This window comes from Paenibacillus cineris (genome assembly GCF_018333335.1).
GTDB lineage: Bacteria > Bacillota > Bacilli > Paenibacillales > Paenibacillaceae > Paenibacillus_AQ > Paenibacillus_AQ favisporus.
Genome location: NZ_BORU01000005.1, coordinates 227,212 through 242,893, shown reverse-complemented (window position 1 = coordinate 242,893; position 15,682 = coordinate 227,212). Strand labels below are relative to the sequence as shown.

At 54.5% G+C, this 15,682-nt stretch carries 13 protein-coding genes; 7 read left to right on the top strand and 6 right to left on the bottom strand.

What is annotated here, in order from left to right:
* Window positions 1-164: 164 nt before the first annotated feature.
* Window positions 165-1,241 carry an SDR family oxidoreductase gene (locus tag KI379_RS30365; RefSeq protein ID WP_089548479.1) on the bottom strand — a complete coding sequence of 359 codons (1,077 nt, stop codon included), beginning with the start codon at window positions 1,239-1,241 and terminating at the stop codon, window positions 165-167.
* Between the two features lie 254 nt (window positions 1,242-1,495).
* On the opposite strand from KI379_RS30365, the gene KI379_RS30360 reads away from it, so the two are divergent.
* Window positions 1,496-2,623, top strand: coding sequence for a GNAT family N-acetyltransferase (locus KI379_RS30360; protein ID WP_212985893.1), 1,128 nt, complete (start codon window positions 1,496-1,498; stop codon window positions 2,621-2,623).
* 92 nt (window positions 2,624-2,715) lie between these two features.
* Here KI379_RS30360 and KI379_RS30355 read toward each other — a convergent pair whose 3' ends face one another.
* Entirely contained in the window at window positions 2,716-5,259 is a 2,544-nt protein-coding gene (locus KI379_RS30355) for a beta-mannosidase (RefSeq protein ID WP_212985892.1), read from the bottom strand.
* A gap of 412 nt (window positions 5,260-5,671) precedes the next feature.
* Between KI379_RS30355 and KI379_RS30350 the strand changes: the two genes are divergently transcribed.
* Window positions 5,672-5,926, top strand: a complete 255-nt coding sequence (locus KI379_RS30350) for a hypothetical protein (protein ID WP_212985891.1) — start codon at window positions 5,672-5,674, stop codon at window positions 5,924-5,926.
* Window positions 5,927-5,989: 63 nt separating this feature from the next.
* Here the strand turns inward: KI379_RS30350 and KI379_RS30345 are convergent, their stop codons facing one another.
* The gene (locus KI379_RS30345) at window positions 5,990-7,903 is read right to left on the bottom strand and encodes a sensor histidine kinase (RefSeq protein WP_212985890.1); all 1,914 of its coding nucleotides are present in this window, start codon (window positions 7,901-7,903) and stop codon (window positions 5,990-5,992) included.
* Window positions 7,904-8,145: 242 nt separating this feature from the next.
* Between KI379_RS30345 and KI379_RS30340 the strand changes: the two genes are divergently transcribed.
* On the top strand, window positions 8,146-9,075 hold the full coding sequence (locus tag KI379_RS30340) for a hypothetical protein (RefSeq protein WP_076173668.1): 930 nt from the start codon (window positions 8,146-8,148) through the stop codon (window positions 9,073-9,075).
* A 75-nt stretch (window positions 9,076-9,150) separates the two neighbouring features.
* Window positions 9,151-9,390, top strand: a complete 240-nt coding sequence (locus KI379_RS30335; protein WP_076173667.1) for an NHLP leader peptide family RiPP precursor — start codon at window positions 9,151-9,153, stop codon at window positions 9,388-9,390.
* A gap of 85 nt (window positions 9,391-9,475) precedes the next feature.
* On the opposite strand, the gene KI379_RS30330 is transcribed toward KI379_RS30335, so the two are convergent.
* Window positions 9,476-11,380, bottom strand: coding sequence for a sensor histidine kinase (locus KI379_RS30330; RefSeq protein ID WP_212985889.1), 1,905 nt, complete (start codon window positions 11,378-11,380; stop codon window positions 9,476-9,478).
* Window positions 11,381-11,740: 360 nt separating this feature from the next.
* On the opposite strand from KI379_RS30330, the gene KI379_RS30325 reads away from it, so the two are divergent.
* Window positions 11,741-11,905 carry a hypothetical protein gene (locus tag KI379_RS30325; RefSeq protein WP_167372908.1) on the top strand — a complete coding sequence of 55 codons (165 nt, stop codon included), beginning with the start codon at window positions 11,741-11,743 and terminating at the stop codon, window positions 11,903-11,905.
* Window positions 11,906-11,977: 72 nt separating this feature from the next.
* Window positions 11,978-12,412: a hypothetical protein gene (locus KI379_RS30320; protein WP_089548484.1), complete on the top strand. Its 435-nt coding sequence runs from the start codon at window positions 11,978-11,980 to the stop codon at window positions 12,410-12,412.
* Window positions 12,413-12,507: 95 nt separating this feature from the next.
* Here the strand turns inward: KI379_RS30320 and KI379_RS30315 are convergent, their stop codons facing one another.
* Window positions 12,508-13,542: a YeiH family protein gene (locus tag KI379_RS30315; RefSeq protein WP_212985888.1), complete on the bottom strand. Its 1,035-nt coding sequence runs from the start codon at window positions 13,540-13,542 to the stop codon at window positions 12,508-12,510.
* 223 nt (window positions 13,543-13,765) lie between these two features.
* Between KI379_RS30315 and KI379_RS30310 the strand changes: the two genes are divergently transcribed.
* Window positions 13,766-14,668 carry a LysR family transcriptional regulator gene (locus KI379_RS30310; RefSeq protein WP_212985887.1) on the top strand — a complete coding sequence of 301 codons (903 nt, stop codon included), beginning with the start codon at window positions 13,766-13,768 and terminating at the stop codon, window positions 14,666-14,668.
* Here the strand turns inward: KI379_RS30310 and KI379_RS30305 are convergent.
* The gene (locus KI379_RS30305; RefSeq protein WP_212985886.1) at window positions 14,653-15,468 is read right to left on the bottom strand and encodes a formate/nitrite transporter family protein; all 816 of its coding nucleotides are present in this window, start codon (window positions 15,466-15,468) and stop codon (window positions 14,653-14,655) included. The genes KI379_RS30310 and KI379_RS30305 overlap by 16 nt on opposite strands.
* Window positions 15,469-15,682 lie beyond the last annotated feature (214 nt).

Below are 15,682 nucleotides of genomic sequence, written 5' to 3'. Positions count from 1 at the left end.
GATCGGCCGTTTGAAAGGCACCGGCGGCGCCAAGAGAGATCCTGCGGCATAACCCGGAAGGATCAGAAGCATATAAACAAAGAGGCTGCATCCCTGCAAGATCAGGGGCAGCCTCTCTTTATATACGTTGGGGTTATCATAGGCATGACGGCCAAACCCACGCGTTACGGAATGACCTTACGCCGGCGCAAATCATCGAAAATGTTCATGAACATCTCTTCTGTATCCACGTACTCATGGAAGCCAAAGCGGCGGGCTTTGGTCCCGTCGGCGAAAAAATCGTAATCCCAGGAGAAGACGAAATCGCCGAAGCCCCAGGAAGAAACCTCTTGGTAAGAATGCGGGGCAAGCCCGTGCTTTTGGACCATGTCATTCCACAACGGCTCCTTGTCGGCCATAACGACGTCCAGGGACATCTGAAGGGGCGGCGCCGTCTCCATTCCGAAGTAAGCGGCGATCTTCGGCCACATCTCGTTCCACCGGAACAGATCCCCGTTGTTGATATTGAACGCCTGATTCGCGCACCGCGGATCGGTTGCGGCCCACACGGTAGCTTTGGCAAGAAGCCCGGCATCAGTAACCTCCATCAGCGTATGATAGGCCCCCGGTTTCCCCGGAAAACGGAGCGGAATGCCCAGTTCCTTGGAGATGGACGCGTATACGGCGATAACCATGGCCAGATTCATCGGATTGCCCAATGCAAAACCCGCGACCACCGAAGGACGAATGGCCGACCACGTCCAAGCCTTCCCCTGCTGCCGTTTCTCCAAAAACTGCTGCTGATCCACATTAAACTCGGGCGGCATATGACCGGCATCCGATTCCTTGGCCGGGGTTTTGAACGGGCCAAGATGCGCACCGTACACTTTGTACCCCTGCATCAGGCTGACATGCCGCAGCCCCGGCGATCCCGCTTCGACCGCCTCGACGCTGTTGACCAGCATGGCCAAATTCGGTGCCACCAGCTCGGCCCAGGTCGGACGGTCCTGATAAGCGGCGTAGAACAGATGCGTCACCTCGGGAAGCGCGCCCAGGCGGCGCCGGGCATCTTCCGGGTCCAGCAGATCCGCCGCGATATAGCGGACCCGCTCCCGGTCCTCCCCTCCCCTCCGGGATACCCCGATCACTTCCCACTCCGGCAGCGTCAGCAGATAGTCGATGAGATTGCGTCCAATCACCCCATTGGCCCCGACGACCAATGCCACTTTCCGTTCTTCCTTAACCGATTTATGATCATTCATGGAATGTCAGCTCCTTTGTTTATTGTGCTTGGTGATGGCTCTATTGTGCACCCGGATTGCGCCCTCGGGAAGTACGCACTTCAAAGTCATTTAAGCACTTTTTTGTAACGTTGGAGCAGACAACGGCTTTCCGGGCATCTGTTTTTTTCAATAGAGGAAATGGCTCGCCCATCTTCACTTTATCCCGTTAGAGGGCTATACTTATTCTCGACCTATTTGACAACTAGCATGACGGATGAGGAGGCATGTATAACTTGAAGATTCGGCTGCTTAATTCAAATGAATTGCAACAGGCCGCAGACCTGTCGGACCTTGTATTTGGCAAGCCCGGCCAGCCCTCTATGGGCAAATCGTTTCCGGCCCTGTTTCATCCGGGTGTCAGCCATTCCTATGGCGCGTTCACCGATGAGGGCGAGCTGGTGGCGTTCATGGGACTGGCGCCGGACGTGGTGCGGATCGGGGAAGCCAGGCTGAACGTGTTCAGCATCGGTTCGGTATGCACACACCCCGACTTCCGCGGGCAAAATCTGGCCAGCACGCTTCTGGCGGAATGCATGGAGCATGCACGCCGCTCCGGGGCTTCCCTCGTATTCGTATCCGGCGGCCGTTCCCTGTACCGCCGGGCAGGCTGCTACGATTTTGGCAGAGTCCATTATGCCATGCTGGATCGCAGCAGCGCGGCAGCCCTTTTGCAACCGGATACAGATGAATGGAGCATCAGCCCTATGCGGCCGGAGGATACGTTCGGCATCTCCGCGATCCTCTCCGGCGCTTCCCCGGCCTATGAGCAGGGCCCCGCACAGCTGCTCACGCTGCTGGGCAGCAGCGCCATCGCGGACATCACCATGATGCGCCAAGAAACGCTCACCGCTCGCAAAGACGGCGCGATAGCAGCCTTTCTGGCCGCTGCCGTGCCAACGGCTCCTGAATCCTCGACGTCCGGCGAACCGGCCAAGGCCGTCGAGTGGGGTGGCCATCCGCAGGCCGTCGCCCGGCTGCTGGCCGAAATGCTCCAGCGCCACCGGATTCAGCGCTTGGAGGTTCCGGTGCCTTGGCAGGAGCAAGCCCTGCTGAAACTGCTTCAGCAGGCCGGCGCCGCGGTCCAATCCGGCCCGAACAGCGGCACCGTATGGATCGCGGACGCCCACAGCCTGCTCACGCAGTGTTCCCCGCTGCTCAAGGTAGACTGGCAATCCTTTATCCGCATCGATGAAGCCGGCGGCAGATCATACACGGTCACAAACAAGGGACAGGAACTCGTGCTGGATGACAGCGGTTTGCTGTCGCTGCTGTTTGATCCCGAGTCTCCCCACCTGGCGGGGGCGCCGGAAGATTTCTGTACGATACCTCTGCCTTATTTATCCGGACTGCATTATATTTAACAGCAGCGGCTACAGCGCTGGTGCATACGCGTCCAACCAAAGAAAAGGAGCCGTCCCGGTATACCCGGACGGCTCCTTTGTATGCAAATATCCTACTTTACGATAAAGTCCGCCATCGATTTCACTTCGATCCGGCCCGGTCTGGCCGGGATGAACGGCTCTTTCCCTTCCGAACGGGCGTAAAACTGCACGCGCTGCTCCCTGCCCGGAATCAAATCGAAGAAATTGTCGCTGAAGCTGCCCTCCGCCTCGCTGGAAATCCATACTTGTTTGGCCAGCGTATCCGTTGTAAGGATCAGCGTATGACCTTGGCTGCCTTCTTCCTCCCGTACCGTGATATTCGCTTTGGCGAACGCGAACTCCTTAGCCGGCACGAAATAATGCTCCTTGCTGTCCACCACTTGCCCGGACACCTCAAGCTGGACGAGCAGAAACGTTTCCTGCGGGCGGCTTCCACCCAGCAGCTGCTCCACGGAGCAGGTATGCACCTTTTCCGATATGTTCGCGCTTATGCTGAAGCTCTCCGCCGTTTCCTGCAGGACGTTCCCTTTCAGGTCCATGACCTGCAGGCGAAGATTTCCGGACAGCGGCTGAAGCACATCGGAAAGGACGTAAATGTCCAATTCATCGCCGCGCGTACCGTCGATGGAAACGGCGACGTCGCGGAAGCTGCGTTTGGCATAATACTGGAGCGCCTTCCAGCGGCCGAAATAATCCATCCCCGCCCAGGAAGCCACCGGCCAGCAATCGTTCATCTGCCAATACAGCGTCCCCATGCAGTAAGGCTTCTTGCGGCGATGCGCCTCAATCGCCATCTTCATGGCTTCCGCCTGCAGCACCTGGCTCATATACAGGAAGGAAGGGAAATCCTTCGGCTCGTTCATGTTCATATCCATGTACTGCTTGATCAGACGGTTGCCCTGCCCGTTCTTCTGGTGGGCCAGCATCACTTCGGATTCCAGGGCCAAATCATGCTCTTCGGCATAACGGCGAACCGATTTGTATTCCGGAAACGACTGAAAACCGTATTCGCTCATGAAACGCCCGATGTACACGTTATAATTTTCAAACGGCTCCACATTGTGCCATACGCCCCAGTAATGGATGTCCCCGCCGGTGGAGCTGTTCGTCGCATGCTGACGAATGTCCCCGGTCAGCTCGATCATCGGCGAAGACGGCCAGTAATCGGCCTGCGGCGCATAACGGGTAATCGCTTCCGGCAAAATCCGGTGAAAGATCGCCTCGTAATCCTGCCACAGGCGCTCGCGGAGCTCCGGAGTATACTGCTGCTTCCAGCCCCAGCCGGTATTTTCGGAATAGTGGGACCAGGCCGTATCGATTTCGTTATTGCCGCACCATAAAACAATCGAAGGATGATTTCTCAGACGTCTGACGTTTTCCTCCGCTTCCAGCCGCACATTTTCCAAAAATGCTTCGTCGCCGGGGTACATGCTGCAGGCAAACATGAAATCCTGCCATACCATCAGGCCGTATTCGTCACACAGCTCATAGAAAGCGTCCTGCTCGTAAATCCCCCCGCCCCAGACGCGAAGCATATTCATGTTGGAGGCTGCTGCACTGGCAATCTCATGACGGTAGCGTTCGTAGGTTACTTCGGTAATAAAGCTGTCGTTCGGGATATGGTTGGCACCCTTGGCGAACACCGGTACTCCGTTCAGCTCGATATAAAAGGTAGAGCCGGCCTCGTCCTTATCGCGGACCAGCCTGACCGAGCGCAGGCCCGTTTTAACGCTTTTCTCGGCTGCCACGCCGCCGTCAACGATCAGCTCCGCACGGAATTCATACAAATTCGCCTCACCGAGTCCACGGCACCACCACAGCTTCGGATTGTCGATCACCAGCGGGAGTTCCACCGTTTGGGCGCCTTGTGACAGCTGGACCTTCTGGTCCCAAGTCTGACCGTCCGCGCTCAGGCGAACCAGCGCTTCCCTTTCCAGGTCTGACTCCAGCTCGATCACGGCCGTTAACTTGGCCGATGCTGCCGTAACCTCCGTCTGATCGATGTACACATCCTGAATCCGGCTGTGATCCCATCCTTCAATATAGACATCCCGCCAAATGCCGCTGGTTACGAAACGAGGACCCCAGTCCCATCCGTAATGATACGGCGCCTTGCGGGCGAATACGCTGATTTTCCGGTCTCCAAGTCCTCCGACATCCGACTGGTCATTCGTTGCCGGCAAATCGTAGCCGAGGCGTTCCAGCTTCGGAAGATCCTCCTGGACCGGCGAGCGGAAACGCACATGGACGGTATTGTCCTTCGGCTGCAGCATATTCTTAACATCGGCCTTCCATGTGCGGAACATGTTATCCGCCTGAAGAACAGTTTTGCCGTTCACGGCGACGTCCGCATAGGTGTCAAGCCCTTTAAAGACGAGCTCCAGATGCGGAAGGGACAGCAGCTCCTCCGGCAAATCGAACCGGCTTTCGTATTCCCAATCCTGCTTGTCGATCCACTGTACTTCCTTCTCATTCGTTCCGTAGAACGGATCCGGAATTTTGCCGTTGGCCAGCAGATCCGTATGTACGCAGCCCGGTACCTTCGCCTCCATCCATTCCTGGTCCTTGCAAGCTTTAAAGCTCCAGCTGCTGATGTTCCATTGCGTTTTGTCCATGATATCCTCCTGCCATTGCTCGTATTGTCCAAAGAAAGTTAGCATAATTTATTATAACAAAACTAACAATCTAGTAAATGATCATTTTCCCCACCAGCCGGATGTTTTCAACATCTTCGGATCACCGGGAAGGGACGGCTCGAGGGCTAACTGGGACCCTATTTTTTTGCTCCTGTAGATAACATCTCGGCCGCCCCATCATACACTGCAATAAGACCTCTGGCTTCAGCTGCGGCGACAAGCTGTATAAATCGATTCTAGATGATCAAACATACATCGGTTTCTTTCCCAGTCTATTTTCTCTTGGCCTCGGAACGACCCGAACGGCAGTAACATAACTTACTGTGAGTTCGTTAAAGCACCCTGTCATCGTTTTTTAAAGAAGGATTCTCACGCAAAGGAGTGTCTTAACGTGAAACCAGTGAAATCGGCAAAGCCAAGGAAGCGGGTTAAATCAAGATCAAAACCGGCGAAGCCCGTTCGAATCAGCGGTTTGGTCCCCTCCGCGACCCCGGGAATGAGAGCAGGCGGAAGTATCGGTGCGATGAGCATCGGAAAGCAGCTTGCCTTTATTTCCGCTTTTCTGTTTCTTATTGCCGCAACGATCAGCTTATATCTGGCCTGGAGAGACCTCCATGGAGGGAACGCTCCTGAAGAGCTATTTTAAACGTAAAAAAATGACGCCGATGCAGGCGCCATTTTTTTGTTCCAGTGTATGCGGATCAAGGGATTATTCCGTTCCCTGTTCGCCGGATGCGGCGGCCGGGAAACGGACGGTCATCACCGTACCGGCGCCTTTCTTGCTCTCAATCTCGATCTTTCCCTGCATCACCTCAATGATGCGGAACGTGACCATCAGTCCGAGCCCGGTTCCTTTCGATTTGTTGGAGTAATATGGCTCGCCGAGCCTCGCCACCTCTGACGGCTCCATCCCCTCTCCATTGTCGGCGACGCGAATGACGACCTGGCCGTTCTCCCGGTAAGCCCGGATTTGAATGTGGCCTTCCTCCCGCAGCGCTTCAATGCTGTTCTTGATCATATTGATAAAGGCCTGTTTGAACTTCGACGAATTGCCGTAAACGTACAAGTCTTGGGGAATATCCGTCGTCATCCGGCCGCCTTGAAGGTTAGCCAGGGGGATCAAGATGCCCTCGATATGCCGGAATTCATACCCCACATTGAGCAGGGATACCTTCTCCGCCTCCGGCTTGGCAAATGTAAGAAAATCCGTAATAATCCCCGATGCCCGGTCCAATTCCTCAAGCGCCAGCCGGAGATACTCTTTCTCCCGGTCCCTCGACTTCTCCTGCAGCAGCTGCAGAAAGCCGCGGGTGACCTGAAGCGGGTTTCTCACCTCGTGCGCAACCGAGGCGGCCAGCTCGCTGATGATTTCCATTTTCTCCGACCGCTGCAGCTCGCTGTTAAACATTTCAAGCTCCCGGGAATACACGACAATCTGCCGATGATTATGGGCGAACTTCCGGCCAAGGATCATGATGAGGCTGATCACGAAGCCAAGGACTCCCCATTTCCACCAGAACAGCACGTAGTCCCCCTGGCGTACATAGAACCAGACAAGTTCACCCAGCGTCGCGATGGCAAACAAGGCAAAACCCGAAGCAAACACAGCTGCGTCCCTGTTTCCTTTGGCGGCGTAGGATATCGCGCTGGCCGCCAAAATCATCAGCAGAACGATCATAATGCAGCCGAGCACCTTGACGGAGAAGAAATAATAAATATCGGAGAAACGGCTGCCGCTAAGCAGGTTGATGACCATAAACCCGAGGCAAAAGAGCGAGTACCCTACCTGGAATTTACGGCACATCCGAATGATCAGCATGTAGCCGGGGCCAATGGTTCTTTCAAAATAATAGGTTATCGCCGGTAAGAGCGACAGCAGGCCAAGGTCAAAAACGACCTGAAACCATTCTCCATAGCTTCTGAACAGACTGTACACAAAAGGAGAATAAGTCAGGATCATGAGCCCGATCGACAAAATGACTGTCGTCAGGGACAGCCAGCTGTTCCGCTCACTCCGGTTGAGGAGTAAAGCCGAAATCAGCATGATCAGCGCAATGAATATAAACGAGCTTCCCAAAACGATATCACCCAGATTGGCCTTGATCAGCTTGGTCAGCAGCGTCTGGTAATCGCCGGCCCACACGGGACCGTCCATGCCGATCCGGCCGGTTCCCCCCTGGATTTTCATGAGCAGCGTTTGACCAGCGTCTTCACGGCTCAGCGGAAGCAGGATATGATGAACATCATACCGGTAATCCCGATCGATTTCGTATCGTTTCTCTTGACCGACGTAGATGTCGATTTTGATTCCATAAACCGGTTTGAGCAAAATGGCAGGCGTATTCCAGATGAGTGCCGGCAGCTTCGTTTCGAACCATCCCGCCTTCTCTTCCCCGGTGCTTAGCTGCAGCGGCTGCTTCATCCGGTACGGCTCCCACCCGGAAGCCGGCCCGATGCCGTCCGTGCTGCGGCTGCCCGTACCTCCGCCCTCCCAAGTGAACCGCCAGTCCGTCAGCGGCTTTAGAGCCGGTTCGGAACTGCCGTAACAGGAGGCGGCAAGCACAAGCTGGATGACTATACAAATCGCCGCCGCGATGATGCCGTATTTTCTCGAAGCTTTCATATGTGCACCTCTACCGAATGTTAGTGTACCGGAACCAGCAGTCTGCAGCCTCGCATCCGGTTCTTTCAATTTCGGATTTCATAAATTGGAAATATATGCTAAACTAATCAAAACCTCAACTAAACTTCATATAACAACATACACACAACCCCATATTCATAACCAGGTCAACGGCTCAATGAGGTCTTCAGCACCGGATACCGCCGCTTGGAACAACAATTCTATCTAAAAAAGGTGATTATATGGAATGGTTAGAGCGTTATGAAGCCGATTTGTCGTATGTATTCCGCGAAACCGAGTGCATCATTGCCGCGTTCCCTTCTCCGTTGAACACGAAAGGCCTTTCCTATTTAACCCATTTTAACCCGCTCGAAGAAAACAGCGCCAAAAACTATATCTGCTATTTGCTGCCCTTCTGGCTGATGGAAATGGCAGGACTTTCGGCCGAAGACGCCCGGAAGCTGTCGATCGGCAACGTTTGCGCCATGCTCTATTTTTTCATTCAGGACGATTGCATGGATTCCTCCTCGCCCCAGGACAAGGAGCAGCTGCCGCTGGGAAATTTGCTGTATCTGCAGTTTCTCGACATCTATCGCGGCTACTTCCCCTCAGCGTCCCGGTTCTGGTCCTATTTCAGGCAGTACCTGCATGAATGGGCGGAAGCCGTTACCAATGAGCACACGGCCGACTATTTCCGCGTGAATCCGCTGTTCATCGCGCGCAAGGCTGCGCCGCTGAAGCTGTCGAGCACCGGAGCGCTGCTCCTGTCGGGCGGGGAGGAACAAATTCCGGCCGTGACCGACTTGCTCGAACACGTACTGGCTACGCTGCAAATGGCGGACGATTGGGCCGACTGGCGGGAAGATCTTGAGGAAGGCAGCTATAACAGCCTGCTCTCGCTGATCCGGTCGCAGTTTGCCCAAGGCGGACCGCTCACTGCCGATCGTGTCGAGCATTATATTGCCGTTCACGGCATTCTGCGCTCATACACCGCCGTGGCGGAAGCCAACCATGAGCACATCAAGCAGACCCCATTGAGCATTCCCCAGCTGCTTTCTTTTCACGAGCATATTCTGCTGTCGATTCAGGACGACGCAAACCGGATCGAAGATGAGAGAAACGCCTTGCAAAAAGGCGGATTAAGTTTATGGTTGTTAAATCATATCAAATAATGATAGATTTATAATTTATTCCATGGTATACTTATAAAGGTAATATTAACCATTTTTGTTGAAAGGGTGATTCTAATGACAGCAGAAGCTATCCTTCACAACCAAGTTATTCAAAAAGCCTGGGAAGACCCAAGTTTCAAGGAAAGACTCCTGGCCGACCCTAAGGCCGCAATCAAAGAAGTGCTCGGTATTATTTTACCTGAACACATCAAAGTAAAGACAGTGGAGGAATCATCCAACGAGTTTTATCTCGTGCTTCCCCCAAGTCCAACAGAAACGGTCAGAGCGGCCGCGGCGCCGAAATACTCCTGGTAATTGAGATTACTCACCTCATCTTGAATATACATAAATGATGAAAGGGTTGGGAACAGTGAAGTTCGCCACCTTACCGTCAAGCGGCTTATACAGCCGCTGATGGAAAGGAGACGACCGCTTCGGTTCCCACCCCTTTTTCGCTTTTGAATTCAAGACTTCCCCCCATGGCTTCCACGATCCGGAACGTAACCATTAGACCAAGCCCGGTCCCTTTCGTCTTGTTGGAGAAATACGGCTCGCCCAGCCGGGCAAGCTCCTCCTTGCTCATCCCTTCCCCATTGTCCTGAATATGGATGACAACCCGTTCGTCCATTTCGTAAGCCCATACGTTAATCTGACCGTCTCCGTTAAGCGCCTCGATGCTGTTCTTCACCATATTGATAAAAGCCTGCTTAAATTTCGAAGAGTTCCCTTTCACCTGAAGATGGTCCGGAACACGCATATCGATCTGGGCGCCCTGAAGGTTCGCAAGCGGTACGATGACGCCCTCCACATGCCCCAGCTCCTCTTTGACGTTCAGGACGGAAATTCGTTCAAACTGCGGCTTGGCAAAGGTCAGGAAGTCGGTGATGATGCCTGCGGCCCGGTCCAGCTCCTCCAGGGCCATCGTCATATAGAGTTTATCCTGGTTTCTGTACTTCTTGGTCAGCACCTGCAGGAAACCGCGTGTCACCTGAAGCGGGTTCCGGACCTCATGGGCGACGGATGCCGCCAATTCGCTGATGATGGCCATTTTCTCGGAGCGCTGCAGCTCGTTGTTGAACATTTCCAGCTCCCTTGAATATTTTACAATCTGTTCGTGATTGATGGTATAGTTCCGGCCGAGGATCAGCATCAGGGATATGATAAATACAGCCGCCCCCCACTTCCACAGAAACAGGTCATAATTGCCGTCCTTCAAATAGAACCAGACCATTTCGCCAATGACCGTCAAGCCGAACACTGCAAAACCGACGGTGAGAATCTCGGCGCTCCGGTTCCCTTTCACGGCATGGATGATCGAATTGCTGACGAGCAGCACGGCTTGTACGATCATAACGATTCCCAGAACACGGACCGACAGAAAGTAATGGATACCGAATAATTTATCGTTTAGCACGATGTTCGCCAGCATGAAGAGCAGGCAGAATGCCGAATATCCGATTTGAAAATACAACAGCTTCTTAATCACCGAACGGTACCCGCTGCCGAAGATCCGTTCGATAAAATAGGTTAGTGACGGAAGCAGCACGAACAGCGCGACATCCCAGAGGCGGGTATAGAGCTTGCCGTAATCCTTGTAAAAGGTATAAAGAAACGGGGAATACGTGATGACCAGCACTCCGGCGGAGGCGATCACCAGACTCAGTGAAATCCAGGAGGCGTTCTGCTCCTTTTTCAAAAAAACCGAGCAAATGAGCATGACGAGCGCAATAAAGACAAACGCGCAGCCCAGTATGATATCGATCAGGTCTCTCTTGACGTAGTTGTCCAGCAATTCCGGATAGTTGCCCAGTTCAATGCCGTGACGCAGTCCGATGCGGTCCTTGGCGGATTGAACGCCTATGTACAGTATTTTATCGGAATCATTTTTCTGAAGGGGAGTTAACACTTTGTTGTTATCGTAAATATAGTCGCGGTTTGATTCGTAGATGGGGGTCGTGCCGATAAAAATCGCAATGTTCTGTCCGTATATCTTAGGGAGAAGCATGGAGGGGATGTCCCAGTTCAAGGCAGGGAGCTTCGTTCTGATCCATAATGTCGATGATGTTCCGGGCCTCTTCGGCAAAGCCATGCCGGATGGATTCGGGCTCCAGCCTTCGCTTGCCGTTACGGATCCGGGAACTGCCGCAAGATCCGCGCTGTCCGCCCATTTGACCTCCCACTCGGTAATCCAACGCTCTCCACCCGTCTGCATCGCTCCAGCAAATACCGGTACCGTCACAAACAGCAGGGTCAGGCAAGCGATCAGAGCCAGCTTCGTGATTACGGATTTGGGGAAACCCTTCATAAAACACCTCAAAAGTTAATATTTGTAAAATTTTCAACTGCTATGTAGATTCGCTATCATCATCGTCCACTCCTTCCTGTTCTTTCGGGCATCGTCAAAAAATATATCATTTGCATAAATATACATACAACCTCGAGCACACTGCCGCCATTCTTTATATTTATGCATTTTGAAAACATAAGAATCCCCGGGTTGACATCAACCTTAGCACAACTGCCTTCGGGGCTATACAAGCCGGGACTTATTTAATCATACCACTTTTTCCTAAGTATGGTAACGATGTTTCACCTTGAGCGGGTACGTTTATTAAAGTAGCAAACGACACAGACTTCCCGATCTGCGCTGAAAGGAGGATTACCCATGAGTGAATTCCGCCGGAACAACGTTGAGGTTGAGCATAAGGAAGTTCAGCAGAAGTCCGATTCCAGTCTTGTAGCAGCCACTTTTATCAAATATGCCGCGTACATTATTATTTTTTTCGGTTTCCTCTATTTCTTGATCCGATACGTATTTCCTAAGTTTTAATCCGGGAGCGGATATACGGGCTCATTTCGGGTAACGGTAAGGAAAGAAAATACGCCAAAGGAGATGGATGACATGGCTGATGAGTATAATAAGAATATGAAAAGCGATGCCGATTTGACCTATGAACGGTACGACCAGCAGCGCGAGCTTCCGCCCGAGTTTGAGCTGCCCCGGGATGACTTCAAGGATACGGGAACATACACCAAGCAAAGCATCAGCCGTGAGCCGGAAGCGGAGGACGTGGAATTCTATGTCCGGTCCGACATGAGTCCCGAGCTTGGGGGCCGGGACTCGGCTCCAGCCTCTGCCGGGACGTCCGGCGCGTACGCCGGTGAATCCTCGGCCGTGAACGAACTGACGGAGGACGAAGAGCTGCCGGATGTTCCGGATGCGGACGACATTTCGGCGAACAGTCCGGTCGATCCTTCCGCGATCGCCATGGTGGAGGATATGCACGGAACGGACCTGATCAATGGATATGACGGCGATGATTCCGAAGAACTGTAGCCGGTACGTTCATTTAAGATTGTAAAAAAAAGAGGAGGACTCCGCCGTTCCCGGCCGGAGTCCTTCTTTAGGTGTTGGCCGGTACGTTCCGGCGTTTATGCTAATCCCAGCGCCTTGACCAGCACATATCCGACGCCGGCAAGCAGGCAGGAGCCTAGCAGCGCTGCGGCGAACGGACGGCCCCCTTTGCGCCCGAACACGGCAAAGTCGACGTTCAGGCCAAGACCGGCCATGGCCATCGCCATCAGCATATAAGCTGCCGTGACGATCTGCGAGGCAGCCGATTCGGGCAGGATGCCCAGCGTATGGATGCCGCTCATCACCAGGAAGCCAAGAACAAACCAGGGGATGGGAATACGGCTTCTTTCCCCCGGTGCGGTGCGCCCGCCCTTGCGGCTGCTCCAGAGGCCGACGAGAACGGCGACGGGCACGAGCAGCGCCACCCGGGTCAGCTTGACGATGACGGCCATATCTTCGGCCTCCTTGCCCCCTGGCGCTGCTGCCGCGATGGCATGGGCAACTTCATGGAGCGTGCCGCCCGCAAACACGCCGTATCCGGCCGGCGACAGGCCGAGCAGCGGATACAGGCCGACGTACAGCAGCGTAAACAAGGTGCCGAGCAGGGCAACTACCGCGGCGCTGACCGCCGTCTCCTGCTCGTTGGCCCGAACCTGCGGCGCGATGGCGGCCACGGCGGCCGCCCCGCAAATGGCCGAACCGCAGGCGGCCAGCAGCGACATGACCGGATCGACCTTCATCAGCCGGGCGATGCCGTATACCGCAAGCAGCGTCACGCTGATATTGACCGCGGCCAGCAGCAGAACCTTTGGCCCGGCATGAACGATGTCCGCCAGGTTCAGCCGCATGCCGAGCAAAATAATACCCAGCCTGAGAAGCTTTTTATTGGAAAAGGCGATGCCGGGCATCGCGTACTCCGGCACGCCGGCGAATGCCCGGTAAACCATGCCAAGCAGGATAGCCAGCACCAGCTGCCCCATGATGCCCAGAAAAGGCAGCAGCGCCAGCCCCTTGGCCACCAGTGATAATACAAACGTGAGGCAGAGCCCCAGCATATAAGCGTTCAAATTGCGCTTTTTGCGCGGCAGGGCCGATCCCTGAGATGCAATCATGATTCATTCCTCCCGTCCGTAGCCTGGTCATTCAAGCGGCTATCGATACGCTCACTATAGAATGTCCGGCTCCGGAAGGGAAATACCGATTTGCTATCCCAATCATCAGGATAACTTATGATTGATTGCGGCCCTCCCCCACGTTACACTGAGTGTAATCTTCAGCGCCGCCTTAGCCTTAGCTCGCTTGCCGCTGAAAAAACGATAAACAGGAGTCCACGCCATGATCACAGACACACTAAAGGTCTTCGTCACCGTCGCCGAAGAGCGCAATTTCTCCCGCGCCGCCAAGCTGCTCCATCTGTCCCAGCCGGGGGTTAGCTTGCACATCCGGAACTTGGAAGATGAGCTGGGCGCGAAGCTGATGCTCCGGTCCCCGAAGCAGGTCAGACTGACCGAGGCCGGCGAAATCTTGTTCCGGAAGGCCAAGCAGATGCTGGCGCTGTACGAGGAGGCCCAGCAGGAGATCCATCTGCTGCGGGATGTCGTGACCGGCTCCTTGAGCATCGGTGCAAGCTTTACGATCGGCGAATACATCCTTCCGGCCGTTCTCGCCGAATATGCGCACCAGTACCCCGACGTCGATGTGCAGGTTCACATCAGCAACACCGACAACATCGTGCACGATATCCGCGAAGGGCGGTTTCACATCGGTCTGGTTGAAGGAAGCACGACCGTCAGGGACGTGCAGCTGACCACGTTCATGGAGGATGAAATGGTGCTGGTGATGTCGCCCGACCATCCCCTCGCCGCCTACAAATCGATTGATCCCGGCATGCTGCAGGACCAGGTGTGGGTCTTGCGCGAAAGCGGTTCGGGCACGCGGGCCTACAGCGACAGGCTGATTGAGGAGGGGGGACTTGCGGTCAAACGGAGCTTCGTCTTCAGCAGCAGCCAGGGTGTCAAGGAAGCGGCCGCCGCGGGCCTTGGCATCGCTGTCCTGTCCCGCTGGGTCGTCCGCAAGGAGCTTGGCAGCGGCGAGCTGTGCGAGGTCAAGCTGAAAGGAATGAAGCTCGGCCGGAACCTGCTGATGGTTCAAGGCAAAGATCAGCCAGCCGGCATGGCGCTGCTCAAATTCGTGCATATTTTGGAGCAGTACGCCAAGCGGCATTACGCCGATTTATGATTCGCCTTCTCGGCCAGAGGCAGCATGGAGCCGGCGGGCTGGCGGTAAGCGGCGAAATACGCAAGGGCCACAAAGACCGCTCCGCCGATCAGGTTGCCCAGGAACACCGCCGCGAAGTTCGGGAAGTACTGGCTCCAGCTCATCTGTCCGGCAAAGATCGCAGCCGGAATGACGAACATGTTCGCGACCACGTGCTGAAAGCCGATGGCGACAAACGCCATGACCGGAAACCAGATCCCGACGATTTTTCCGGTAACATCCTTCGCGCCGTAACCGAGCCAGACCGCAAGGCAGACGAGCCAATTGCAGCCGATGGCCGATACAAAAGCCTGCAGGAACGAATCATGCACCTTTGCTTCGGCTACAGCTACCGTTTTGGCCAGAAACGCCCCTTCCGTCAGCCCGGCGACATGCCCGAAGAAATAGGCGACGAACACCGCCCCGATAAAGTTGGCGACCGTAACGAGAATCCAGTTCTTGAGGACGGCGCCAAAGCCGATTTTACGGGAAAACCACGCCATTGGAAGCGTCATCATGTTCCCCGTCAATAGTTCCCCTCCGGCCAGGACGGTCAGGATCAGCCCTACCGGGAAGACCGCTGCACCCAGAAATCCGACGACCGAGCCCCATTCCTTCGGAGCCGTTCCGATGACACGGATATCCAGCAGAAAACCAAGCGCAATAAAAGCACCCGCCAGGAAGCCTAGAATGAGAACCGCAGGCAGCGGCAGTTTGGCTTTCTTCTCCCCTGTTTCAATGGCAATATCACGAATTTGCTGTGGTGAATAAAAAGACGACATCGTACCATTCCTTCCATTTTTCTTCGTAACTTTCTTCGATAAAAGCCTGTGATTCGCAACCAGATCCACTTTCCCTTGCTCTTTCCAACAACAAAAAAACCGCCACAAATCAAACCCCGGCCCTGAAGCCGAAAGTTGATTGACAGCGGTTAATTCCCCTACCCGATTCCTATAGGGAGATCAAACACACATGACACGTAACGAATAGGGCAGG